The following is a 21,567-nucleotide window of genomic DNA, read 5'->3' as shown; positions in this document are numbered from 1 at the left end:
TCAGCCCAGTCGGCTGAGAATGCCGCTGATGGTCTTTGCGGCGGTCTTCGGCTTTCCGCCGTGGCTGAGAACAGCCGAGACGATCGTGTTGTCTTTCGCGGCGGCGATATTGGTGATGGTCAGCTTCTGCCCGTGGAAGTCGACTTCGGCGGATGCCGACACGGCGTCGTCTGCCCCGTCGATCGTGATGTCGTCGACGGTGACAGAGGTTTCGACGGTCTGATCGGCGAATTTTACCCGAATGGTTGAGCAGTCCTGGGCCGCTTTGCGTGCGTTTTCTACTATGGGAGCCAGGTCAGTGCCCTCGGCATTGGCGGCAGCGAAGTAGGACGCCGAATCGGTTTTTGCGCTCAGCCCGGTGTCAGTGCCGAGGTCTGCGCCCTGCGTGGCGTCAAGCAGCACCCGGCAGTTTTCCGGTTCGACGGACGCGCTTTCGAGCAGCTGTGCCGGGTCCGCGTTTTCGGGGCTGACTTCGGCAGGCTCCATACCAGCCGATTCCATGGACCTGCGCAGGTCTTCTGTTGAGTGCATGCCCTCTGCTGCGCCCTGTTCGGCGCTGCTGTCCGGATCTGTCTGCTGGCCATCGGCTTGGCTGCACCCTGTCAGCGCGAGTGCGGATAGTGCCAGACCTGCTATGAGCCGCTTCATCCGGTTCCCTTCTGTTCTCAGCCGCCTCTTATTGGCAGCGCCTTGGGCTTGCGTGAACTTTCTATGGTCGCAGATCTGTCTGAGTCTTTTCTCTGCCCCCTGATGATGACTTCGGTGACCGCCGCCTGGCCCCACGTGCGAAAGTGCTTTGTCCGACTGCCGGGCACGATGGGATCGTGCAGCGCCGCACCCATCTGACCTGTGATTGAGATGGCTCCCGAGGCGTCGGCCCGGGTTGTGTACGGGTTGACTCCCAGCGGGCTTCTGACGGTGATGGATGCTTCCGCGCCGGGCATGAACATGGCAGGTGAGGTCACTCGGAAGGTTCCGGCGCCGTTGAGGGTGAAGCCGCTGGGGCTGACGTCGCCGAAGGTGACGATCTGGGGTCGGCGCCTGGAGATCTCGACTTTCCATCCGTAGATTTCGAAGACCGGCAGGCCGCTGATGAACGTAAACGGCGACCCGTCGGCAACGCTCGTCCAGAACCGCGGGCGGGGATCGCGGGTGGGTGATGCGCTGGGACTGCGGTCGAGCCCGGCCTGCACGGCGTGGGCCAGCCACGCTTTGAGTTCGCGCTGCCAGGCAAACCAGTTGTGCATTCCGGTGTCCCGCGGTGCCCACGCGTGTTTTATGCCCAGTTCGCTCAGCCGCTGGGCAAAGCGGCCGCCGTGGTTGTGCAGGTGGGCTTCCATGATGTCAGCGCTCTCATCGGAATTCTCCGCATCGTCAGGGGTTCCAGAGCCCGCTGACAGCCAGATGTCGAGCCCGCGGAGGTTTTCTGCGAGGTCGTAGGGCGAATTCGCTTCCCATCGGGCGTCACCGTCTTTGAAAGATCCGAAGAGCGAATCCGCCGGTGCTCCCGCGCGCATTGCGAGGATCTGAAACAGCGGGGGAGCGGCCTGCGGGATGAGCGGAGACGAAAACGCGGCGGCGGCAGCGTAGAGATCGGGCCGCCAGGCGGCGTATTTCATAGCCCCGTAGCCGCCCATGGACAGCCCGGCGGCCACCCGCAGTTCGGGGCAGGTCGAATAGAGGTCGCCTATCAGCATCGGCAGTTCGCGGATGTGGAACTCCGGCCAGTCTTCGACGTCGCCGGGTGCTTTTTCGTGGCGGGAGTAGACGGCCGCCCCCGCATCGGGCATGACAACGAGGAAACGACTGCCGCGCGTGTGCAGTTCAGCCCGCCCCAGGTCCGTCCAGGATCGGAAATCGTCGCCGCCGCCGTGGAAAAGGAACAGGGGAACGGCGTGCTCCTGTGGGATGCCGGGCAAGAGGACGCGCACGCCGACGGTTCTGCCGAGAGCCGGTGAGTAGACGAAGAACTCCCGCAGGCGGCGAGAGAGTTTGCGCTTTTCGCGCACGTGGATGTGGGCGGCTTCGAAACCGGCTGGCTCCGGGCCGAGGAACGAGGTCGATTCGCTGTAGGCCGGGTAGAGGCCTGCCGCACTGCGGCGGGCTGTGAGTGCTCGCACCGCGCGTGCTCCGACGGACATCCGCAGACTGCGCTTGACCATGGACCACCTCCGCAACACTCAGGCTACGGCGTATGCGTGAACGGGAAGTTACGCTCGGCTTGGACTGTCCTTGGAACTGCGCTGTGAGAAAGCCGTCTGCCATCGGGTGCGCATTTCAGGCCTTGGCAGCCCTTTGCTTGCGGATGACGGCTTCGCGCGGCAGGAGCGTCCGGTGTTTTCCAGCCAGCAGCAGAAGCCCGATGCCTGCCAGCAGACCGAGTGCGGCGGTGATGACAGAACCCTCAAGGCCCATCGTTCCACCGGTCAGCCACGACGATCCCGACCATTCCACCTGGAACAGGCCCACCGCCTCGCCCGTGCCGGAAACCGGAGACACGAAGACGAACGCCTGCATGAAGTTCCACCCGGCGTGGATGGCTATTGCCAACCACAGACGGCGCGTCAGGAGGTAGGCTCCGCCCAACAGCAGCCCCGCTTCGATCACAATGAAGATCGCACCGGACAGCGTGGCATCGGGGTTGCCCAGGTGCACGAGGCCGAAGATCGCGCTCGTGATGAGCAGCGACGGCACCCACCCCCACCAGGCGTCGAAGATGCGCAGGAAGAACCCGCGGAACAGCAGCTCTTCCGTAAAGGCCGGGCCCAGTCCGATCCCCAGAGCGAGGACAAAAGCAGGCAGAAGCTCATCGCGGGCAGTCAGACCGGTGATTCGGAAGCCCCCGGCCAGCGCAATCACGCCGACGGAAGTCCCGAGGATGACAAAGGCGAGGGTCAGGCCCAGAAGGAACTCCGTCACCTTGTTCTTGCCCCGCAGACCGTGCCCCGGGGCACGCGCGATAAAGCGCATGATCAGCAGGTAGAGAACGAACATGGCAGCACCGCCGGCCATAAGTCCGATCCCCAGACCGTACGACTCGGCATGGCTGCCGCCTTGTCGCGCGGAGGCGGTGTCGAGAGCCCCGATTCCGGCAATCGACGCAACAACGGCGACCGTGACCAGCTGAGCGATGACAAAGGCGACTATGCCTGCAAGCAGCTGCCAGATCCGGTGAGAGTCGGGACGTTTGAAGTCCGGGATCGCCGGTGCCGGTGCGTCCGAATAGGGGCTGGGAGGGTAGACCATGGTCGACATTCTAGGGTCTGGTTGAATCGGGTGCGTGAACACTTCAACTGCGACAGCCCGCACTATCGCCCTGTCTCTTATTCGCCGCGGTCTTGAGCATGTTGTCATTGCCCCCGGTTCGCGTTCGGCACCGCTGACCTACGCCTTTGCGGAACTTGCCGATGCCGGTCTGGTGACCACCCACGTGCGCATTGACGAACGCGATGCGGCGTTCTTTGCGCTGGGACTGGCCAAGGGGCTGCGCCGGACGGCCGTTGCCGATGCGTCTGTTCGGGCTTTCGGCGGTGCGGCGGCTGCGGGTGTTCGCGGTGCGGAACCCAGTGCCGTCGCGGGCGGGGTCAGTGGCAGCACCTCGCCTCAGACTCCGGGGCTGGTCGCTGTTCTCACGACTTCGGGAACAGCGGTGGCGAACCTGCACCCGGCTGTTCTGGAGGCTTCGTATTCGCAGCTCCCGCTGCTCATCCTCAGTGCTGACCGGCCCGAGCGCCTGCGCCGCACCGGGGCCAACCAGACGATCGACAGGCAGTCGCACGTGCTCGGCGATGTTCGTCTGCGCTTTGATGTGCCTGTAGAACCTGACGAGGCGTCGCTCACCGCCTCCGTACACGCTGCGGCTGCCGCTGCGGTCGGCTCGGAGGGGGCGGGCGCGGGTATGAACGCCCCGTACGCCCTGAGTTCGGGACTGCGTGGACTGTCCACACCGGGGCCGGTCCAGTTCAACGTGCAGTTCGACGGTGAGCTCACACCGAAGCCCGAAGACATGCCCTGGCGTCCCGAGATCGGCGAGGCCAACCGCCTTGAACACCGTCCGCACGTGCACGCGGGATTCGCGCAGGCGCTGGAAATGCTCAGCCGCCCTGGAACTGTTCTGCTGGCCGGCAGCGACTGCGACTTCGGCGCGCACCGAGCAGGGGAACTCGCCGTGGCCTTCGGAGTCCCGGTTTTTGCCGAACCGTCCTCACCGCTGTTCCACCTGTCGGTGCCCGGCCACCCGGGCGTTCTCGACGATGACCTTGCCGAATCCATCACCGGGGTTGTCCGCACCGGCAGAATCACCCAGTACCGTCAAGACCAGCGGCTGTTGGCGAACCTGCCGACGGCAGAAATCCAAGCGGACCTCGACTGGGCGCCGGCGGATGAATACGGCTCGTACTTGGCTTCGGCCGGGCTCACCGGCCAGACACCAGATGCTGATGCGAAGCGGTGGGCTCGCACCGCTGCATCCGAATCGCATATTCAACGGGCTGCGGGAGTGCGCGAAACCCTGCTGGGCCGCACCACCGGCGTGATCGCAGGCCAGCCGACCGTCGCCTCGGAAGTCCGCTCGCATCACCGTGAGGCGGCCGCCCAATGGCACGAGGTGCCGCCGACCCCAGCTGAACCGCCCGCCGGGGTGTCTGCTGTCGCTGCGATTGTCGGTGCTGCCGCCGAGAATGCAGCCGAACACGGCACCGTCGCCCAGATCTTCCTCGCAAGTTCCAATGCGGGCCGCTACGCTTCTGCGCTGGCTGGGAACGAGGCTCTTGGGCGTGTGCAGATGAGCGCCAGCAGAGGGCTGGCCGGGATCGACGGGTTGATTGCGACGGCTGTCGGCATGGCGCTGACGGGACCCGTGTCGAAGCAGTGCCCGCTGCGTTTGATCATCGGGGATGTCGCAGCCCTGCACGACGTGGGAGGGCTGCTGCGCGAAGGCGGAAGCGTGAATCTGCCCGCCCTGCAGATCTTCGTCCTCAATGATGACGGCGGAGCCATCTTCGGCGGTCTGGAGCACGGTGCCGGGCACCTGAAAAGTCATTTTGCGAGGTACTTTGCAACACGCCACGGACGCAACTTCCGTGCGCTCGCCGAAGCCTACGGCTGGCCGTACCAGCAGGTGGCAGTCGACGATCTGCTTGCTGTGGCAAAGGCCGGCAGTGCGGGGCTTTTTGAAGTCCCGCTGGTCTGAGTTGAAGCCCCGCTGGTCTGAGCGTCTGGACCGAGCGCTTGCCCGGTGGGGTGAGCCTCTGTCCCGCCGGGATGCCCTGCTGGCGGCGAGCGGCGCTTACGGGCGGCTGACGCCGAGCGCCTGGAGCATAGGGCCGAGCTTTGCCCACGATTCTGCAAGTTCGGACTGCGGGTCTGAATCGGGCATGATCCCGCCGCCGGCCCACAGCCGAATGCGGGTGCGCGACTCCAACTGTCCGCAGCGCAGCGCAATGCCCAGCTGGCCGTTGCCCGCACCGTCAATCCATCCGACCGGCCCTGCGTAGCGACCGCGGTCGGCCCCTTCAATGCGGGCGATTTCGCGCATCGCCTCATTGCGCGGCACGCCGCCGACAGCTGCCGTGGGGTGAATGCTCTTGGCCAGATCGATGATCGACGGACGGTCATTCGGTCTGCCGGAAGGGGAGTCGAGAGTGCCGTGAGCGTCGGTTGCTAAGTGAATGACATTGGGCAGGGTCAGCAGATAGGGCTGTTCGTCTACGTGCAGGTCACTGCTGTGGGGACGCAGGCTCTCTTCGAGTGAGTGCGTGGCGTAGATGTGCTCCTGGGAGTCCTTAGCCCCGGCAAGCTGCTGGCGGGCCTGAGCCAGTTCCGTTTGGGCATCGGCGCGCACCTGGTACGTGCCGGCGAGCACGCGGGAGCGCACAACGCCATCGTGAGCACCCACCAGAAGCTCCGGTGTTGCGCCGATCATGCCGGCCACATTGAACGTCCACGTGGCGGGGTAGGCGGCGTTGAGCGCTCCGAGCACCGCCCGAACGTCGATGTCGCGTGGCGTGTCGACTACAGCGTCGCGGGCCAGGACGATCTTCTTGAACCGGCTGCCGGGTGCCCGCATGAGTGCGACCGCGTCGGACACATTGCGGATGTGCTGCTCCTGGCTGATGCGGCCCTCGTGCAGCGAGGCACCCGCAACGGGGCTCAGCGCTGTTGATTCGAGCGTGAAGTCGTCATCGGCGCCGTCTTCGGGGCAGATGGAGGTCAGCCACACGCGTTCGTGACGGCGGCCCATGATGAAACGCGGAATGTCGATGACGGAATCCGTGTCGGAATCATCGGCAAAGGCAATTGCGGTGAAGCCCACCAGGCCCGATCCCGGCAGTCTGACCGCGTCTTCGACCTGAGCGCGCTCAGACACAGTGCGCCACTGCTGGGACAGCTGATCGAAGCGGGTGCGCCCCTCGACGGTCCCACTGCCGCTGGCGCGCAGTCGTGCTGCTCTGCCGAAGCCCACCAGACCGGAGTGCCCTCGCACCCAGCAGTTGAACGTGTCCTGGGGCAGCTGTGCCAAAAAATCCTGCACGGTTGACGGCAGACCGCCCGCAAAGGGAGCGGGAGCGTGGGGGTCGACGCCGTCGATGAACCACGAGCGCACCCGCAGGGAAACAGAATCGCTGAGCACACGGCCAGTCTAGTGAGAAGCACTGTCGTCGGCACTGGCACCGGCCCGATTGGCTCCCGGGAGGGCGGGACTGAGATTATGAGACACATGAATCGCGCTCACCTGGACAAGAACAAGGCGGATGTTGCATCGATGTTCGACGCTGTTGCCGAACGCTATGACATCACCAACGACGCCATGACCTTCGGCATTTCGCGCTGGTGGCGCGTGGAGATCACCCGATCGGTCGACCCCAAACCCGGTGAGCTCATCCTTGACTTGGCCGCGGGAACCGGTTCCAGCTCAGTGCCCTACGCACAGCGCGGAGCCACTGTCATCGCCGGTGACATCAGCGAGGGAATGCTTGAGGTGGGCCGTCGCCGCCACCCTGAAATCCAGTTCCAGTACGCAGATGCGACGGACCTTGACTTCGACGACAACACCTTTGACGTGGTCACCATCACCTATGGCTTCCGCAACGTGCAGGAACCTCAGAAGGCGCTTGCGGAAATGCTGCGTGTTCTCAAACCCGGCGGCCGACTGGTCATTGCCGAGTTCTCGACCCCGACGTTCAGCCCGTTTGCGCGGTTCTACAAGGAATACATCATGCGGGCCCTTCCTGCGGTGGCAAAAGCAGTGAGCTCGAATCCAGACGCCTACGTGTACCTGGCTGAGTCGATCCGCGCCTGGCCGGCTCAGCTTCCGCTGGCCCATATGATCCGCGATGCAGGCTTCGATCAGGTCAAGTATCGCAACCTCACCGGCGGCATCGTCGCCATTCACCACGGTCTCAAACCCGCTGGTGATGCACAGTGAAGAACGTCGATGCCGATGTCGTGATCGTCGGTGCCGGTCCCGCCGGATCTGCGGTCGCCGCCCACTTGGCACACGCCGGGCTCGATGTGGCGCTGCTGGAGAAGACGGCGTTCCCGCGCGACAAGATCTGCGGTGACGCGCTGACGCCGCGGGCGGTCAAAGAGCTCGGCCACCTGGGCTTTTCCCTGCCGGATGAGGCCGGTTGGCACCGCAATCGCGGGTTGCGCCTTATCGGCGGGGGACACCGGCTGGAAATCCCGTGGCCGGATGTGACGGGCTTTCCGTCCTATGGACTGACCCGAGCCCGTATGGACCTTGACGAACAGCTGGCCCGGCACGCCGAAAAGCAGGGTGCTGTCCTGTACCAGCAGATGTCAGCAGAAGAGCCCGTTTTCGACAAGGGTTGGATTGCGGGTATTCGCGCCGTCCCGGCAGACGTCCGGGGGCGGAAGCTGCGTTCCAACAAGGCCGGCGAAGCGGCCGAGGAAGTGTTCTTCCGTGCGCCCATCGTGATCGCGGCAGACGGGGTCAGCGCCCGCACGGCCGTGCAGATGGGGCACCGCAAGCGCGATGACCGTCCCATGGGCGTGGCAGTGCGCACCTACTACGACTCTCCGCGCCACGACGATCCGTTCATTGAGTCGTGGCTTGAGCTGCGCAGCCCCGAGGGCGAACCCATGCCCGGCTACGGGTGGCTCTTCCCCCTGGGCGACGGCACCGTCAACGTGGGACTGGGCATCCTCAACACCAGCCCGCAGTTCGGCAAGGTCAACTACCAGACGGTGCTCAAGGACTGGATCGCCGCAATGGGCGATGAGTGGGGCATCGGCGGGGCTGACGGAAGCGAGGGAATGCGCCAGCCCATCCGCTCGGCAGCCCTGCCGATGGCGTTCAACCGCACCCCGCACTTCGACCGGGGAGTCATGCTGCTGGGTGATGCTGCAGGCATGGTCAACCCGTTCAACGGTGAAGGCATCGACTACGCGTTCGAACAGGCGCGGATCGCTGCTGACATCATCAGCACCTACCGCGGGTTCCCGCAGGCTGTCTACCGGGAAAAGCTTGCAGGGTTCAGCACGGCCGTGCAGGACGAATACGGCAGCTACTTCACGCTGGGACGAGGCTTCGCCCACCTGATCGGCCAGCCCAAGGTTATGGAACTGGGACTCAAGTACGGCATGGGCTCGCGATACCTGATGAGTTTTGCGGTCAAACTGTTGGCTAATCTTTACGAAGACGACCCGCGGGCACACCGCGACCTGCACGACCGGGCAGTGCACGCGCTCATCACGGCCGTACCTGCCACCTCGAATCGCTAGCAGAGTGAACGTAGACTGAGGGGTCGCAGATCCCTGCACAGCCGAACCGATTGAGAATCTGAGGAAAGAGAAGACGACGATGGCACCTTCTGGCGAGGCCAGCGCGCCCTCCGCACAGCCGGGCACCCAGCCCAAACCTGGTGCTTTCGCCGCTGTTGGCGCTGACCTGAGCGCCAACCTCGATCGTCAGCTCGAACAGGTCGAACAGCTCCTTTACGACGCGGTGCGCCAGACTGACCGCCTGGCTGACGAATCGTCCCGCTATCTTCTGTCAGCCGGCGGCAAGCGAGTGCGCCCGTCATTGGTTCTTCTGGCCGCACAGTGGGCGGCCCAGCTGAGCCCAGAAGCGAACGCGGAAAGCTTCGATGTGGTGAAAGCCGGTGCTGTTGTCGAACTGACCCACTTGGCCACGCTCTACCACGATGACGTTATGGACGAAGCTCCCGTGCGCCGCGGCGCACCGGCTGCCCACCAGGTGTGGAACAATTCGGTGGCCATTCTCACCGGCGATGTTCTGCTTGCACGAGCGTCCAGCCTGTGTTCGGAGCTCGGTGCGCGTGCCGTTCTTCTGCAGTCGGAGACCTTCGAACGTCTGGTGCTGGGTCAGCTCAGTGAGTACACCGGCCCCGAAGACGGTGCAGACGCCGTTGAGCACCACATCCGCGTGCTGTCGGACAAAACGGGTTCGCTCATTGCCGCGTGCGGTGAGTTCGCGGTCTTGGCTGCCGGCGGTTCTGCTGAGCTCGTGGAGCCCCTGCGGCAGTACGGTGAAAACGTCGGCGTCGCGTTCCAGTTGGCCGACGACATCATCGACTTGGCCTCAGAAGAAGACGAATCCGGCAAAACACCCGGAACGGACCTGCGCGAGGGCGTGCCGACTATGCCGACGCTTCTCATTCGCCGCGAAGCTGCGGCAGGGGATGCTGAAGCGCAGCGGATCGTCGATCTGCTGAATGCTGATCTTTCCTCTGACGAAGCGCTCGAAGCGGCCCGCACCGCACTCGTCGCCCATCCCGTTATGGAGGATGCTCGTGCCGAGGCCCGCCGGTGGTCGGCTCGTGCCGTAGAAGCGCTGCGCGACCTCCCGGACGGGCCCATCAAGGCGGCCTTCGAACTGTTTGCCGCCGGAGTCGTCAACCGGGTCGGCTGAACCACTCCGTCCAGAGCCCGCCAGAGCTCGGGCGCACCGAAGCTTCAGCCGGCTTCAGGGCCACCGGCAGTGTTTGGGGTGTTCTGTACAGCGCGCTTTGCACGGCGGGCGCGGTTGCCTGCGCGAATCGAATCAGCGCCGATGAGTGCGACTGTGACCCAGATGATGATGAATCCCCACCACTGCCCCCGGGACATGTGCTCGCCGAAGATCAGCAGCAGGACGGTGTGCCAGAAGCCTTCCGTGGTGAACGTGCCGAGCCCGTTGGCTTCCACGACAGCGAGGATGACGATGCTGGGCAGCGTGAGGATGAAGGACTCTATTGTCAGCCCCTCCAGTGCGCCTACGCGGGAGCCGACCTTGGACTTGACAAGGCCGTAGAGGCCGAAGCTGATGGCCACCGCCAGGCCCAGCCAGGGCACGATGCCCTCAGAGATTGTGATGACGAGAACTGAGACGAGCCCCAGTCCCATTGCGGTCCACTGCAGGGGCCGCAGGCGCTCGCGCAGGAAGATGATGCCAAGCGCCACTGTGATCAGCGGGTTGATGTAGTAGCCGAGCGCGACCTCGGTCACGCGGCCGGCCTGTACGCCGAGGATGAACACCAGCCAGTTGATGCCCACAAAAAGCGAGGCGGCGGCCAGGGTGCCGAAGATCTTCGGTTTGCGCGCAAGGTCCCACGTGCGCTTGAGGCCGCGGGCGAAAGCCAGCAGCAGTGCGCAGAACACCAAGCACCAGATGATTCGGTGGGCGAGGATTTCGAAGGCGCCGGCCGGGGCGGCTGCCGCAAAGACGAGCGGCATGCTGCCCCAGAACAGATAGCCGCCGATTCCCAAGATCAGCCCGTCGCGGCGGCGACGGGCTTCGTCTGCGGGAAGAGCAGCAGTTGAAGTGGCTGAGCTGCTGGCGGGCGTCGTTGCGGCGGCTTGAAGTGGTGCGGATTCTGAGTCATCGGTCACATTGGCGAGTGTAGACCCGCTTGCGGAGAGGAAAGCAACTATTCGCCAATAGAGCACAGCTTCATTTCCAAAATCGCGGTGCGTACAATTGACGGTCGGATATAGGGAAAGGTGATACTTTGAGTCGTCCTCTGCGCTTGGCCATTGTCGGTGCTGGTCCGGCGGGTATCTACGCCGCTGATCTCATGACCAAAGAAGAACGTGACTTCGACGTGAGCATCGATCTTTTCGAGCGCCTGCCGGCGCCCTTCGGTCTGGTCCGCTATGGTGTGGCGCCCGACCACCCGCGCATCAAAGGCATCACGAACGCACTCATTCGCGTGATGGATCGCCATCAGCTGCGTCTGTTCGGCAATGTGGACTACGGCACGGACATCACGCTGGAAGAACTGCAGGACCATTACGACGCGGTCATCTTCTCCACCGGCTGCTTCATCGACACGAAGCTGCCGATCCCCGGTGTTGAGCTTCCGCGCTCCTACGGTGCTGCCGAGTTCGTCAACTGGTACGACTCACACCCTGACGTTTCGCAGGAATGGCCGCTGGAAGCCGAAAAGGTCGCCGTCATCGGCAACGGCAATGTCGCTCTCGACGTCGCGCGCATCCTCGCAAAGCAGGCTGATGATCTGCTCTCGACGGAAATTCCCGACCACGTGTACGAAGGCTTGAAGAAGAGCGCCGTCACCGATGTGCACATCTTCGGCCGCCGCGGTCCCGCCCAGGCGAAGTTCACCCCCTTGGAGATCCGCGAACTCGGTCAGGCCGCCGATGTCGACATTGTGGTCTACCCGGAGGACTTCGAATTCGACGAAGGCTCAATGGAGGCCATCCGCACCTCCAATCAGGTTAAACAGGTAACCAAAACCCTTACCGATTTCACACTGCGCGAAGACACCGGAGCCAAGCGTCGCCTGCACCTGCACTTTTTGGAAGCGCCGGTTGAAATCCTCGGCGACGAAGAGACAGGTGTGACGGCACTGCGCACGGAGCGCCAGGAACTCGACGGCACCGGTGGAGTCAACGGCACCGGCAAGACCACTGACTGGCCGATGGACGCCGTGTACCGCGCGGTCGGCTACTTCGGCACGAAGCTGCCCGGCCTGCCGTTTGATGACAGGCGCGGCGTCATCACGAACATCGAAGGCCGTGTCATCGACGGCGAATCGGTCGATGTCGCCCAGGCCGAAGATCACATTCCCGGTGTGTACACCACCGGCTGGATCAAACGTGGTCCCGTTGGTCTGATCGGCCACACGAAGGGCGATGCGCTGGAAACCATCGGCCACATCATCGAAGACTACGAAGCGGGCCGTCTGCCCCAGCCTGCCAAGCCGGAAGAAGACGCCATCGTCGACCTGCTGGCTGAGAAGGGCATCGACTACATCGACTGGGAGGGCTACCACCGCATTGAGGCTGCCGAAAAGGCTGCCGGTGAACCGCACGGCCGTGAGCGCATCAAGCTGGCCACGCGGCAGGCAATGGTCGATGCGGCTATGAAGATGGCCTAGTTCAGACGAGATCCCCTGAACACAAAGGGCGAGGCGGAACTCCGCCTCGCCCTTTCTGGTCCGCTTGTCGGTGGCGCAGCCTGCGCTCACCCGAGCCCGTCAGCGGTAGTTGACGAACTGCAGGTCGACGTCGAGGTCTTTGCCCTTGAGCAGAGCGATCACCGCCTGCAGGTCGTCGCGCTTCTTCGAAGACACGCGCAGCTCGTCGCCCTGGATCTGCGGTTTAACGCCCTTGGGGCCCTCATCGCGGATGATCTTGGAGATCTCCTTGGCGGTCTTCTGCTCGATGCCCTCTTTGATTGCCGCTTCGATCCGGTACTCCTTGCCGGATGCGAAGGGTTCGCCCGCGTCGAGTGACTTCAGCGAAATTCCGCGGCGGACCAGTTTGGACTGGAAGACGTCGAGGACTGCGAGCACGCGCTCTTCCGAATTGGCCTTCATAAGCACCTTTTCGCCAGACCACTCAATCGAAGGGTCGACGCCCTTGAAGTCATAGCGGGAGTGGATTTCCTTTGCCGCCTGGTTCAGGGCGTTGTCCGCTTCCTGTTTGTCGACCTTGCTGACAATGTCAAAGCTTGAACCAGCCATGTGTGCCTCCTTGTTCGCCAACGCGTCGCCCACAGTCTAAGCGCTAGGAGTCTGTGACGACGGGCTTCTTGGCGCCGGGTGCGAGTGTCATGGCAATCGTGATCGACACGACTGCACCGGCGGTGAGGATGCCCACCAGCACGAACACCTGGAAGAGCCCGGCCTCGTAGGGAGAAGACCCGCCGAACAGCGCGCCGACAAATGCGCCGGGCAGAGTGACAAGCCCCGTGGTTCGGGTGGTGTCGGTTGTCGGGACGATGGCGGAGTAGACGGCGGACCGGGCCAGGGGGCTGGTTGCCTGCCGAGGTGTCGCCCCCAGGGCGAGCCAGCCCTCGACTTCCGGCCAGCGATCGTGCAGCAGTTCGTTCAGCCTGCGCACCGTCAGCGTGGACAGGGTCATGCAGTTTCCGATGATGATCCCGCCGAGCGCCAAAAGGTACGACGGTGAGAACTCCAGGCCGCGCAGACCGAAGATCGTCACAAGAGTCACACCGGTCCCTAAGAACATGCCCAGGCCGATGACCGCGGCGGTTCTGCCGGTTCCCGTGGACCGGCCGAGTGCGCGAGCGCGCTTGAAGGCGGTCCACCAGGCAACCGAGAACATGAGCACCAGGAATGCCGCGACCCAGCCGGCTGAAGAAATGGCCCCCGTGAGAACGAAGGCGAGTACGGCCAGCTGGAGGGTGCCTCGGGCGACTGCGTACACCGGCGCCCAGGGCGCACGGATTCGGGCAGTCAGCAGAAGAACGGTCAGAACCGTCAGCAGCGCGATCAGGGCGGGGGCAGAAGACAGAAAATCAGCGGGCGCGGTCACACCGGGCAGTGTAGTCGGCAGATGCGTCGTAGAAGAGGATTTCGCTTTTCATTCTCGAACGTCTATAGTGTTACGAGTGCTCAGCCAAAAACGGAGCACAAACCCGGCAGATTGCCCGAGCGGCCAAAGGGATCTGACTGTAAATCAGACGGCATTGCCTTCGAAGGTTCGAATCCTTCATCTGCCACAGCCAAAGGCTCCGACCATGTGGTCGGAGCCTTTTGTGTACCCCCAGTTTCTGCGGCCGCGCACGGCTGTGGTCCAAATCATGGTCGCATGCACGCGAATTCAGGCAGAGGAATACTATTCACGTGAGACAGTGACAAGGTCCGGCCCGTTCGGGGTCCGATGCGAGGGGAGAAGCCGCGTGCCACTGGAAACCATTGACGACCTGCAGGAAAAGGTCATAGCCCGCAATCCAGCCGAACCCGAATTCCATCAGGCGGTCCGCGAAGTTCTCAGCTCACTGCGCGCGCTGGGCAATCGCCACCCGGAATACGCTGACGCGCGGATCGTCGCACAGATGTGCGAACCGGAACGCCAGCTGATCTTCCGCGTCCCGTGGGTCGATGACAAGGGTCAAGTGCAGGTCAACCGCGGTTTTCGCGTTGAATTCAATTCGGCTCTCGGTCCCTACAAGGGCGGGCTTCGCTTCCACCCGTCGGTCAACCTCGGAATCATCAAGTTCTTGGGATTTGAGCAGATCTTCAAGAACTCCCTGACGGGCCTGCCGATTGGCGGCGGCAAGGGCGGGGCTGATTTTGACCCGCACGGCAAATCTGACGACGAAGTGATGCGCTTCTGCCAGTCGTTTATGACTGAGCTCTACCGATATCTGGGCGAGTACACCGACGTCCCGGCCGGTGACATTGGTGTTGGATCGCGTGAGATCGGCTACCTGTTCGGCCAGTACAAGCGGATCACCAACCGCTACGAGTCCGGTGTTCTCACCGGCAAAGGGCTCTCCTGGGGCGGTTCGCTCGTCCGCACGGAGGCCACCGGCTACGGCTGTGCGATCTTCGCCGGGGAAATGCTTGCCAGCACCGGCGGTTCCTTTGACGGTGCGAAGGTCGGAGTTTCCGGGTCGGGCAATGTTGCGATCTTTGCAATCGAAAAGGTGCACCAGCTCGGTGGTCTGGCTGTGACCGCCAGTGACTCCGGCGGCTACGTCTATGATCCCGACGGCATTGACCTCGACCTGCTCAAGCAGATCAAACTCGAAGAGCGCGGCCGCATCAGCGAATACGCTGATCGCCGGGGCGGAAACGTGAAGTACGTCAAAAAAGGCTGCGTATGGGAAGTCCCCGTCGACATTGCCCTGCCGTGCGCCACGCAGAACGAACTCGACGGCGCTTCTGCCGCGCAGCTGGTGAAAAACGGAGTGCGGGCTGTTGCCGAAGGCGCGAACATGCCGTGCACACATGACGCAGTGGGCGTATTCGCAGATGCCGGCGTGCCCTTCGGCCCCGGCAAGGCGGCCAATGCCGGCGGTGTCGCCACCTCTGCACTGGAAATGCAGCAGAACGCTGAGCGTGACTCGTGGACGTTCGAATACACGGAGGAGCGCCTGACGCAGATCATGAAGAACATCCACGAAACGTGCCTGGCGACCGCCGATAAATACAACCACCCTGGCAACTACGCGATGGGTGCGAACATTGCAGGCTTCCGCAAAGTCGCCGACGCAATGCTGGCCTTCGGGGTGGTGTGATGTTCACGCAGTTCCTTCGGGAGCGGGGTATTGACAGGGTCCCCGGCCGAGGCGGCAAGCCGTGGGCAATTGCCCACAGGGGGTATTCCTCCGCGGCACCTGAGAACACGATGGCGGCACTCGATGCGGCTCGTGCGCTGGAAGCCGATTTCATTGAGATCGATGTGCACCTGAGTGCTGATGGCACTCCGCTGGTTCTGCACGACCCGACTCTCAATCGCACAACGGACGCATCCGGTGCGGTTGCGAGTCTGTCGGACGAACAGATTTCTTTGGCCGATGCCGGGTCATGGCTTGGGCCGGGATTTGCCGGACAGCGGATTCCGCATTTGGATGCCGTTCTGTACAGCATGTCGTTTCGCGGCGGCTGGCTGCTGCTGGAGCTGAAGGGCGATTGGGAAGCCGGGGGAGTTGCTGCGGTTGTCGACCTCATCGCGCAGCACGGAATGGCTGACCGGGTGGTCCTCCAGAGCTTTTCGCAGCACACCCTGCACAACTGCCAGGCGGTTGCCGGGCACATTCCGCGAATCCTCCTGCGGATGGTGCCCAAAGAGGGCGATGTCGAATTGGTCCAGCGGCTTGAGGGAATCGGCTATGCGCCGTCCTTCCGCGGCTTCAAATCCCGCCGCGAACTGGTTGAGGAGATCAGCGAACTTGACCTGTGCGTCAACGTCCACACCGTTGACACCCCTGAAGGCTGGGATGCGCTTCTGTCAGCTGGCGTCAGCGGGATCATCACGAATCAGCTGGGTCGCCTACAGGGCTATCTGACAGCGAAGTTCGATGTTTGAGATGCGGGATCAACAGCTGTGATGAAGGTCTCTGCGTGATCCCTCCGTGCGGATTTTGCATTCGCCAATCGGGTGTGTAGAGTTAAGTCTCGTTGCCCCAATAGCTCAGTCGGCAGAGCGTTTCCATGGTAAGGAAAAGGTCAAGGGTTCGATTCCCTTTTGGGGCTCTGGTGTAGTCACCGCGCTGCACTGTGGCGGGGTAGCTCAGGTGGTTAGAGCGCACGACTCATAATCGTGAGGTCGCGGGATCGAGCCCCGCTCCCGCTACTTGTCAAGGCTTCCAACAGTCCTCTGTTGGAAGCCTTTTTCTATGCCCGAATGCGTGGCGCCGCCGCCCGGTGGTGGTGTCGAGAGAGCGCTCGCCAACCGCCTAGACTTGATCCCTGAACGAGGAGGAAACTATGGCAGTCAACACGCAGCTGCAGGGGGCTGAATACCGCCTTCCGCAGCCGTACTTGGTTTCGCGCGAAGCGATCGCCGAATTCTCGCGCGCAACAGGAGCGCAGCACCCGGCCCACACAGATGCGCAAGCGGCTCGCGCGGCCGGATACGCCGATCTTGTCGCCCCGCCGACCTTCGCGGTGATTCCCGCCCAGCGCAGTGAACAGCGCTACATCTTCGATGAGAACTCCGGCATCGACTTCTCTCGGGTGGTCCACGGCGGAGAGCAGTTCACCTACAGCCGACCGATTGTCGCCGGTGATGAACTCGACTGTGTTACCCACATCGACGGTCTGCGCGAAGCCGGGGGCCACGCCATGATCACCACCCGAACCGAACTCACCGCAGGCGGCGATCACGTTGCCACCGTGACTTCGACCATTGTTGTGCGAGGAGGCGACGATGACTGACACCTCGAAATCTCCCGTGCTGACAGAACTTGAAGTCGGCCAGGAAGTGATCAGCCGCACCATCCCGATTTCGCGGGCGGACCTGGTCCGCTACGCGGGGGCTTCCGGTGACTACAACACGATTCACTGGAACGAGCGCTTTGCGCAGGAAGTCGGCCTGCCGAACGTCATTGCCCACGGCATGCTCACAATGGCCCTGGCCGTTGGCCCCGTCACGCAGTGGGCTGGTGACCCCGGCGCCGTGATCGACTACCGCACGCGGTTCACAAAGCCCGTTGTGGTGCCCGATGCTGAAAGCGGATCCCCCGAACAGCCCACGGTTGAACTGGCAGTCACTGCGGCTGTTGGGGCGATTGACGAAGAAAGCCGCACCGTGAGGCTTGACGTCGACGTCACAGCAGAAGGGATCAAGGTTCTTGGCCGCACCCAGGTGAAGGTGCGTTTGGCATGAGCGCACCGGTCAGCCTCGCCGAATACACAACCCTGCGAATCGGCGGCCCAGCGGCAAACACGGAAGTCCTCACAACCGAAAACGAACTCGTCGCATTTGCAGACGAATTTCGCCTCCAGGAAGGTCCGGCGCTCCTGATCGGCGGAGGTTCCAACCTCGTGTTGGCTGATGACGGCTTTGCCGGGCCCGTGGGCATTATCCGCACAGAGGGCGTTCAGCTCGAAAGGGGCCGCGGCGCGGCGCGGGTGACGGCCCACGCGGGCGAAGACTGGGACAGCTTCGTCGCTTGGACCATCGAGCAGGGTCTCACCGGCCTTGAGCCGCTGTCGGGAATCCCCGGCTCCGTGGGCGCTACGCCGATTCAGAACGTCGGAGCCTATGGCGCCGAGGTGGCCTCCACCATCGAATCGGTGTTTCTGTTCGACCGTGAATTCGGCCGCACCCACATTGTGCGCAAAGCAGAACTTGAGTTCGGCTACCGAACCTCGGTCCTCAAGCGCACAGCGCAGCACCACGGTCAGCCGCGCTACGTGGTCCTCTCGGTCACCTTCAGCCTGCCCAAAGCCGGCGATGCGGGTTCGGCAGTGCCCATCAAGTACGCGCAGTTGGCCAACGCGCTCGGCGTGGAAGTCGGAGGCGCCGCCAGCCCGACGGCTGTGCGCGAAGCCGTGCTCGAACTGCGCCGATCCAAGGGGATGGTCCTCGACCCCAGCGACCACGACACCTGGTCGGCCGGGTCTTTTTTCACCAACCCGATCCTCGATGTTGAGCAGGTGCCCCTTCCCGAAGGCGCACCGCGCTATGCCGTCGTCGACCCGAGCACGGGCAGAGACGACCCTTCGGCAGTCAAAACCTCCGCCGCGTGGCTCATTGAGCAGGCCGGTTTTGCCAAGGGCTTCAAGCTCGACGGTTCAAATGCCGCGCTGTCTGGCAAACACACGCTGGCGTTGACCAACAGGGGCGGTGCTCAGGCACAGGAAATCATCGAACTGGCACGGCACATTCGCGATGGCGTGCAGAGCAGATTCGGCATAACTCTGGTCCCGGAGCCGAACCTCGTAGGCCTGGAACTTTAGGCGCGCACACGTTCAGTTCGACGCGAGCACACCGAGCGGCTAATATGTTGTGTCGGTGACGCCCCGTTTCGTCAGTCGCAGCATTGCGGCTATGATGATCCGGTGCTCGCTTAGGGGTGTGGCGCAATTGGTAGCGCAACGGTCTCCAAAACCGTAGGTTGCAGGTTCGAGTCCTGTCACCCCTGCTCTATTCCCGGCACAGCCGGGGAAGCCCGAAGGTTGGGAACGTAGACGGAAGAATGAGGACGAGTGGCTGAATCGCAGGCAAGCTCTGGAAGAGCGCGGAAGAAGCGCGGATTCTTCGGCGCGATCATTCAGTTCCTTCGCGAAGTCGTCGACCAGCTGAAGAAAGTCGTCACTCCCAGCCGCAAGGAGCTGATCAACTACACCCTCGTCGTTCTGGGCTTCGTCGCCGTCATGATGGTGCTCGTGACCATCCTCGACTTCGTGTTCGGCAAACTTGCCGGATTCATCTTTGCGGGCTCACCGCTGTGGCCGCTCTGGTAGCACCCGGGCACAGCAGGCCCACTGAACCTGACCCGCGCCGCCGACTGCGAAAACAAAGGAGAATCGGTGTCTGAGAACACTCCGGAAAACGTCGAAGCCGAACAGGCAGAGAACTTCGACCCCACAACGGGCGAAATTGCCGACGGCGCGGACGCTGCAGACCAGCAGTCTGCACCGGAAGTCGACCCGTTCGAAGAATTCAAGTCGGACCTTCGCATGAAGGACGGCGACTGGTACGTCATCCACTCCTACGCGGGCTACGAAAACCGCGTCAAGGTCAACCTGGAAAACCGTGCGGTATCGCTCAACGCCGAAGATGAAATCTTCGAAATCCAGGTGCCGATGGAAGAAGTCGTCGAAATCAAGAACGGCCAGCGCAAGACCGTGCGCCGCGTCCGCGTGCCCGGCTACGTGCTGGTGCGCATGGAGCTCACCGATGAATCGTGGGGCGTCGTCCGCCACACCCCGGGTGTCACGGGTTTTGTCGGCAACGCCTACGACCCCATCCCGCTGAGCATTGACGAAGTTGCGGGCATGCTCGCGCCGGTTTTCGAAGAACAGCAGGCCGAAGCTGCGAAGATCGCAGGCGAACAGGCCGCCGCGGATGGCGTGCCCATCGAAACCGAATTCGAAATCGGAGAATCCGTCATGGTCAAGGAGGGCTCTTTTGAAGGCCAGCCTGCCACCATTCAGGAAATTCGTCCCGAGCAGCAGAAGCTCACAGTGCTTCTGTCGATCTTCGAACGTGATGTCCCCGTGGAACTCGGATTCAACCAGGTTTCCAAAATCTGATACTGCGCTTACGCTCAAAGCGGGTGCCGGGCTGTTCGCCGGGCACCCGCTTCTGTGTTCCCTGGAGTCCGCATTTAACAAAAGTGTGCGACCGTGGAATAATGTTGTGGTTTGGACTCCGTCCGCCCTCATCGGAGCGGACAACCGCGTCCAAAGCCCACGGCCCTTCTGACCGTGGGAACACCTACCAGATTAAGGACCAACATGGCACCCAAGAAAAAGGCTGTCGGTCTGATCAAGCTGCAGATCCAGGCGGGCGCTGCTAACCCGGCACCCCCGGTCGGTCCTGCCCTTGGTCAGCACGGCGTGAACATCATGGAATTCTGCAAGGCCTACAACGCGGCCACAGAATCCATGCGCGGCAACATCGTTCCGGTTGAAATCACTGTCTACGAAGACCGCTCGTTCGACTTCATCACCAAGACCCCGCCGGCTGCTCAGCTGATCAAGAAGGCAGCTGGACTGAAGTCGGGTTCGGCAACCCCGCACACCGTCAAGGTCGGTCACCTGACCGCTGACCAGGTGCGCGAAATCGCCGAAACCAAGATGCCTGACCTCAACGCGAACGACATCGACGCCGCCTCCAAGATCGTGGCCGGCACCGCTCGTTCCATGGGCATCACCACCGACATCAAGGCCTGATCAGGCACACCCAAACGTGGTAGGGCCGGCGCGGCCCGCACCACAACTGCAAGGAGATAGCAGATGGCAAAGCGCTCAAAGGCCTACAGGGCCGCAGCCGAAAAAATCGCGGCTGACACTCACTACACCCCGGACCAGGCAGTAGCCCTGGCCAAGGAAACCGCCGTTTCGAAGTTCGACTCGACCGTCGAAGTTGCATTCCGTCTGGGCGTCGACCCCCGCAAGGCCGACCAGATGGTGCGCGGCACCGTGAACCTCCCGCACGGCACCGGTAAGACCGCTACGGTCCTGGTGTTCGCAGCCGGAGACCGTGCTGAAGCTGCCCGTGAAGCAGGTGCTGACTACGTCGGCTCCGATGACCTGCTGGAAAAGGTGGCCGGAGGCTTCACTGACTTCGACGCTGCTGTTGCAACCCCGGACATGATGGGCAAGGTCGGCCGTCTGGGTAAGGTTCTGGGTCCCCGCGGACTCATGCCGAACCCCAAGACCGGCACCGTCACCATGGACGTCGCGAAGGCTGTCCAGGACATCAAGGGCGGCAAGATCGAGTTCCGTGTTGACAAGCACGCGAACCTGCACTTCATCATCGGCAAGGCTTCGTTCTCCGAAGACCAGCTGCGCGAAAACTTCGCCGCCGCTGTCGAAGAGATCGCACGCCTCAAGCCGTCCTCGTCCAAGGGTCGCTACGTCAGCAAGGCAACGATCACCACGACCAACGGTCCGGCGATTCCGCTGGACGTTGCGTCCCTGCGCTGATTCTGCGGCCTCACCGGCCGGGAAACCGCAGCTGAGCATCAGGCCCGGGCGCTGAGTACAGTGCCCGGGCGACCACGAGCGGAGCTCGTCTTTCCAACGGGGAGGCGAGCTCCGCCTCGTAGGGGCATGATTTGCGCTTCCCTGCAGAACTGCCCTACAATTGAATCTGCCCAAGACCGTCGGTCTCGGAAACCGCTGCGCGAGCAGCAGTGTCCGACGAAGACTC

21 protein-coding genes and 4 tRNA genes are annotated in these 21,567 nt (G+C 63.0%); 18 read left to right on the top strand and 7 right to left on the bottom strand.

Features of this window, described 5'->3' with window-relative positions:
• The 3 genes from HMPREF3162_RS00605 to HMPREF3162_RS00595 all read right to left on the bottom strand — a co-directional run bounded on the left by HMPREF3162_RS00605 (position 1) and on the right by HMPREF3162_RS00595 (position 3,246).
• Positions 1-648, bottom strand: coding sequence for a hypothetical protein (locus HMPREF3162_RS00605; protein WP_070573371.1), 648 nt, complete (start codon positions 646-648; stop codon positions 1-3).
• Positions 649-665: 17 nt separating this feature from the next.
• Positions 666-2,162 (bottom strand): alpha/beta hydrolase, encoded by a 1,497-nt coding sequence (locus tag HMPREF3162_RS00600; RefSeq protein ID WP_070776551.1) that lies wholly within the window; start codon positions 2,160-2,162, stop codon positions 666-668.
• A gap of 115 nt (positions 2,163-2,277) precedes the next feature.
• The gene (locus tag HMPREF3162_RS00595; RefSeq protein ID WP_176747318.1) at positions 2,278-3,246 is read right to left on the bottom strand and encodes a CPBP family intramembrane glutamic endopeptidase; all 969 of its coding nucleotides are present in this window, start codon (positions 3,244-3,246) and stop codon (positions 2,278-2,280) included.
• A gap of 34 nt (positions 3,247-3,280) precedes the next feature.
• Between HMPREF3162_RS00595 and HMPREF3162_RS00590 the strand changes: the two genes are divergently transcribed.
• Positions 3,281-5,191: a thiamine pyrophosphate-binding protein gene (locus tag HMPREF3162_RS00590; protein WP_070776549.1), complete on the top strand. Its 1,911-nt coding sequence runs from the start codon at positions 3,281-3,283 to the stop codon at positions 5,189-5,191.
• Between the two features lie 96 nt (positions 5,192-5,287).
• Here the strand turns inward: HMPREF3162_RS00590 and HMPREF3162_RS00585 are convergent, their stop codons facing one another.
• Entirely contained in the window at positions 5,288-6,631 is a 1,344-nt protein-coding gene (locus HMPREF3162_RS00585; protein WP_070776548.1) for an isochorismate synthase, read from the bottom strand.
• Between the two features lie 87 nt (positions 6,632-6,718).
• Between HMPREF3162_RS00585 and HMPREF3162_RS00580 the strand changes: the two genes are divergently transcribed.
• The 3 genes from HMPREF3162_RS00580 to HMPREF3162_RS00570 all read left to right on the top strand — a co-directional run bounded on the left by HMPREF3162_RS00580 (position 6,719) and on the right by HMPREF3162_RS00570 (position 9,895).
• Complete coding sequence (locus HMPREF3162_RS00580) at positions 6,719-7,426, top strand: demethylmenaquinone methyltransferase (RefSeq protein WP_070573382.1); 708 nt, start codon at positions 6,719-6,721, stop codon at positions 7,424-7,426.
• On the top strand, positions 7,423-8,745 hold the full coding sequence (locus HMPREF3162_RS00575; protein WP_070776547.1) for a geranylgeranyl reductase family protein: 1,323 nt from the start codon (positions 7,423-7,425) through the stop codon (positions 8,743-8,745). The genes HMPREF3162_RS00580 and HMPREF3162_RS00575 overlap by 4 nt, the downstream gene beginning before the upstream one ends.
• A 79-nt stretch (positions 8,746-8,824) precedes the next feature.
• Positions 8,825-9,895, top strand: coding sequence for a polyprenyl synthetase family protein (locus HMPREF3162_RS00570; protein ID WP_070776546.1), 1,071 nt, complete (start codon positions 8,825-8,827; stop codon positions 9,893-9,895).
• A gap of 44 nt (positions 9,896-9,939) precedes the next feature.
• On the opposite strand, the gene HMPREF3162_RS00565 is transcribed toward HMPREF3162_RS00570, so the two are convergent.
• Entirely contained in the window at positions 9,940-10,854 is a 915-nt protein-coding gene (locus HMPREF3162_RS00565; RefSeq protein ID WP_070776618.1) for an EamA family transporter, read from the bottom strand.
• Positions 10,855-10,973: 119 nt separating this feature from the next.
• Between HMPREF3162_RS00565 and HMPREF3162_RS00560 the strand changes: the two genes are divergently transcribed.
• Complete coding sequence (locus tag HMPREF3162_RS00560; RefSeq protein ID WP_226829230.1) at positions 10,974-12,362, top strand: FAD-dependent oxidoreductase; 1,389 nt, start codon at positions 10,974-10,976, stop codon at positions 12,360-12,362.
• Positions 12,363-12,461: 99 nt separating this feature from the next.
• On the opposite strand, the gene HMPREF3162_RS00555 is transcribed toward HMPREF3162_RS00560, so the two are convergent.
• Together HMPREF3162_RS00555 and HMPREF3162_RS00550 are read right to left on the bottom strand one after the other, a co-directional pair.
• On the bottom strand, positions 12,462-12,950 hold the full coding sequence (locus HMPREF3162_RS00555) for a YajQ family cyclic di-GMP-binding protein (RefSeq protein ID WP_070776544.1): 489 nt from the start codon (positions 12,948-12,950) through the stop codon (positions 12,462-12,464).
• A gap of 43 nt (positions 12,951-12,993) precedes the next feature.
• Positions 12,994-13,764, bottom strand: a complete 771-nt coding sequence (locus HMPREF3162_RS00550) for an ABC transporter permease (RefSeq protein WP_218079158.1) — start codon at positions 13,762-13,764, stop codon at positions 12,994-12,996.
• A gap of 105 nt (positions 13,765-13,869) precedes the next feature.
• Here HMPREF3162_RS00550 and HMPREF3162_RS00545 point away from each other — a divergent pair.
• From HMPREF3162_RS00545 to rplA, 13 genes are all read left to right on the top strand, one after another.
• Positions 13,870-13,951, top strand: a tRNA-Tyr gene (locus HMPREF3162_RS00545).
• A 186-nt stretch (positions 13,952-14,137) separates the two neighbouring features.
• Positions 14,138-15,475, top strand: coding sequence for an NADP-specific glutamate dehydrogenase (gdhA, locus tag HMPREF3162_RS00540; RefSeq protein WP_083304083.1), 1,338 nt, complete (start codon positions 14,138-14,140; stop codon positions 15,473-15,475).
• A complete protein-coding gene (locus HMPREF3162_RS00535) occupies positions 15,475-16,266 on the top strand; it encodes a glycerophosphodiester phosphodiesterase (protein WP_176745876.1) in 792 nt (263 codons plus the stop codon). Before gdhA ends, HMPREF3162_RS00535 begins: the two co-directional genes overlap by 1 nt.
• 94 nt (positions 16,267-16,360) lie before the next feature.
• A tRNA-Thr gene (locus HMPREF3162_RS00530) sits at positions 16,361-16,433 on the top strand.
• A 26-nt stretch (positions 16,434-16,459) separates the two neighbouring features.
• Positions 16,460-16,533: transfer RNA gene (locus tag HMPREF3162_RS00525), tRNA-Met, on the top strand.
• Between the two features lie 134 nt (positions 16,534-16,667).
• Positions 16,668-17,117 (top strand): FAS1-like dehydratase domain-containing protein, encoded by a 450-nt coding sequence (locus tag HMPREF3162_RS00520; protein WP_070573394.1) that lies wholly within the window; start codon positions 16,668-16,670, stop codon positions 17,115-17,117.
• A complete protein-coding gene (locus HMPREF3162_RS00515; RefSeq protein WP_070573397.1) occupies positions 17,110-17,568 on the top strand; it encodes a MaoC family dehydratase in 459 nt (152 codons plus the stop codon). The genes HMPREF3162_RS00520 and HMPREF3162_RS00515 overlap by 8 nt, the downstream gene beginning before the upstream one ends.
• The gene (locus tag HMPREF3162_RS00510; protein ID WP_070776542.1) at positions 17,565-18,644 is read left to right on the top strand and encodes a UDP-N-acetylmuramate dehydrogenase; all 1,080 of its coding nucleotides are present in this window, start codon (positions 17,565-17,567) and stop codon (positions 18,642-18,644) included. Before HMPREF3162_RS00515 ends, HMPREF3162_RS00510 begins: the two co-directional genes overlap by 4 nt.
• 112 nt (positions 18,645-18,756) lie before the next feature.
• Positions 18,757-18,829: transfer RNA gene (locus HMPREF3162_RS00505), tRNA-Trp, on the top strand.
• Positions 18,830-18,893: 64 nt separating this feature from the next.
• Positions 18,894-19,151, top strand: coding sequence for a preprotein translocase subunit SecE (gene secE / locus HMPREF3162_RS00500; RefSeq protein ID WP_070776541.1), 258 nt, complete (start codon positions 18,894-18,896; stop codon positions 19,149-19,151).
• Positions 19,152-19,217: 66 nt separating this feature from the next.
• Positions 19,218-19,943 (top strand): transcription termination/antitermination protein NusG, encoded by a 726-nt coding sequence (gene nusG / locus HMPREF3162_RS00495; protein ID WP_070573403.1) that lies wholly within the window; start codon positions 19,218-19,220, stop codon positions 19,941-19,943.
• Positions 19,944-20,147: 204 nt separating this feature from the next.
• Positions 20,148-20,585 (top strand): 50S ribosomal protein L11, encoded by a 438-nt coding sequence (gene rplK, locus HMPREF3162_RS00490; protein ID WP_019174620.1) that lies wholly within the window; start codon positions 20,148-20,150, stop codon positions 20,583-20,585.
• Positions 20,586-20,648: 63 nt separating this feature from the next.
• Complete coding sequence (rplA, locus tag HMPREF3162_RS00485; protein WP_070573405.1) at positions 20,649-21,341, top strand: 50S ribosomal protein L1; 693 nt, start codon at positions 20,649-20,651, stop codon at positions 21,339-21,341.
• The last annotated feature ends 226 nt before the right edge of the window (positions 21,342-21,567 follow it).

This window comes from Brevibacterium sp. HMSC07C04 (genome assembly GCF_001815905.1).
GTDB lineage: Bacteria > Actinomycetota > Actinomycetes > Actinomycetales > Brevibacteriaceae > Brevibacterium.
This window is presented reverse-complemented; position numbering and strand designations above follow the sequence as displayed.

Excerpts from the sequence above, each read along its gene's own strand:
- rplA (WP_070573405.1), top strand. The coding sequence starts at position 20,649 with ATGGCAAAGCGCTCAAAGGCCTACAGGGCCGCAGCCGAAAAAATCGCG.
- HMPREF3162_RS00600 (WP_070776551.1), bottom strand. The coding sequence starts at position 2,162 with ATGGTCAAGCGCAGTCTGCGGATGTCCGTCGGAGCACGCGCGGTGCGA.
- HMPREF3162_RS00515 (WP_070573397.1), top strand. The coding sequence starts at position 17,110 with ATGACTGACACCTCGAAATCTCCCGTGCTGACAGAACTTGAAGTCGGC.
- HMPREF3162_RS00605 (WP_070573371.1), bottom strand. The coding sequence starts at position 648 with ATGAAGCGGCTCATAGCAGGTCTGGCACTATCCGCACTCGCGCTGACA.
- HMPREF3162_RS00570 (WP_070776546.1), top strand. The coding sequence starts at position 8,825 with ATGGCACCTTCTGGCGAGGCCAGCGCGCCCTCCGCACAGCCGGGCACC.
- HMPREF3162_RS00535 (WP_176745876.1), top strand. The coding sequence starts at position 15,475 with ATGTTCACGCAGTTCCTTCGGGAGCGGGGTATTGACAGGGTCCCCGGC.
- HMPREF3162_RS00595 (WP_176747318.1), bottom strand. The coding sequence starts at position 3,246 with ATGGTCTACCCTCCCAGCCCCTATTCGGACGCACCGGCACCGGCGATC.
- rplK (WP_019174620.1), top strand. The coding sequence starts at position 20,148 with ATGGCACCCAAGAAAAAGGCTGTCGGTCTGATCAAGCTGCAGATCCAG.
- HMPREF3162_RS00510 (WP_070776542.1), top strand. The coding sequence starts at position 17,565 with ATGAGCGCACCGGTCAGCCTCGCCGAATACACAACCCTGCGAATCGGC.
- HMPREF3162_RS00555 (WP_070776544.1), bottom strand. The coding sequence starts at position 12,950 with ATGGCTGGTTCAAGCTTTGACATTGTCAGCAAGGTCGACAAACAGGAA.
- HMPREF3162_RS00520 (WP_070573394.1), top strand. The coding sequence starts at position 16,668 with ATGGCAGTCAACACGCAGCTGCAGGGGGCTGAATACCGCCTTCCGCAG.
- HMPREF3162_RS00580 (WP_070573382.1), top strand. The coding sequence starts at position 6,719 with ATGAATCGCGCTCACCTGGACAAGAACAAGGCGGATGTTGCATCGATG.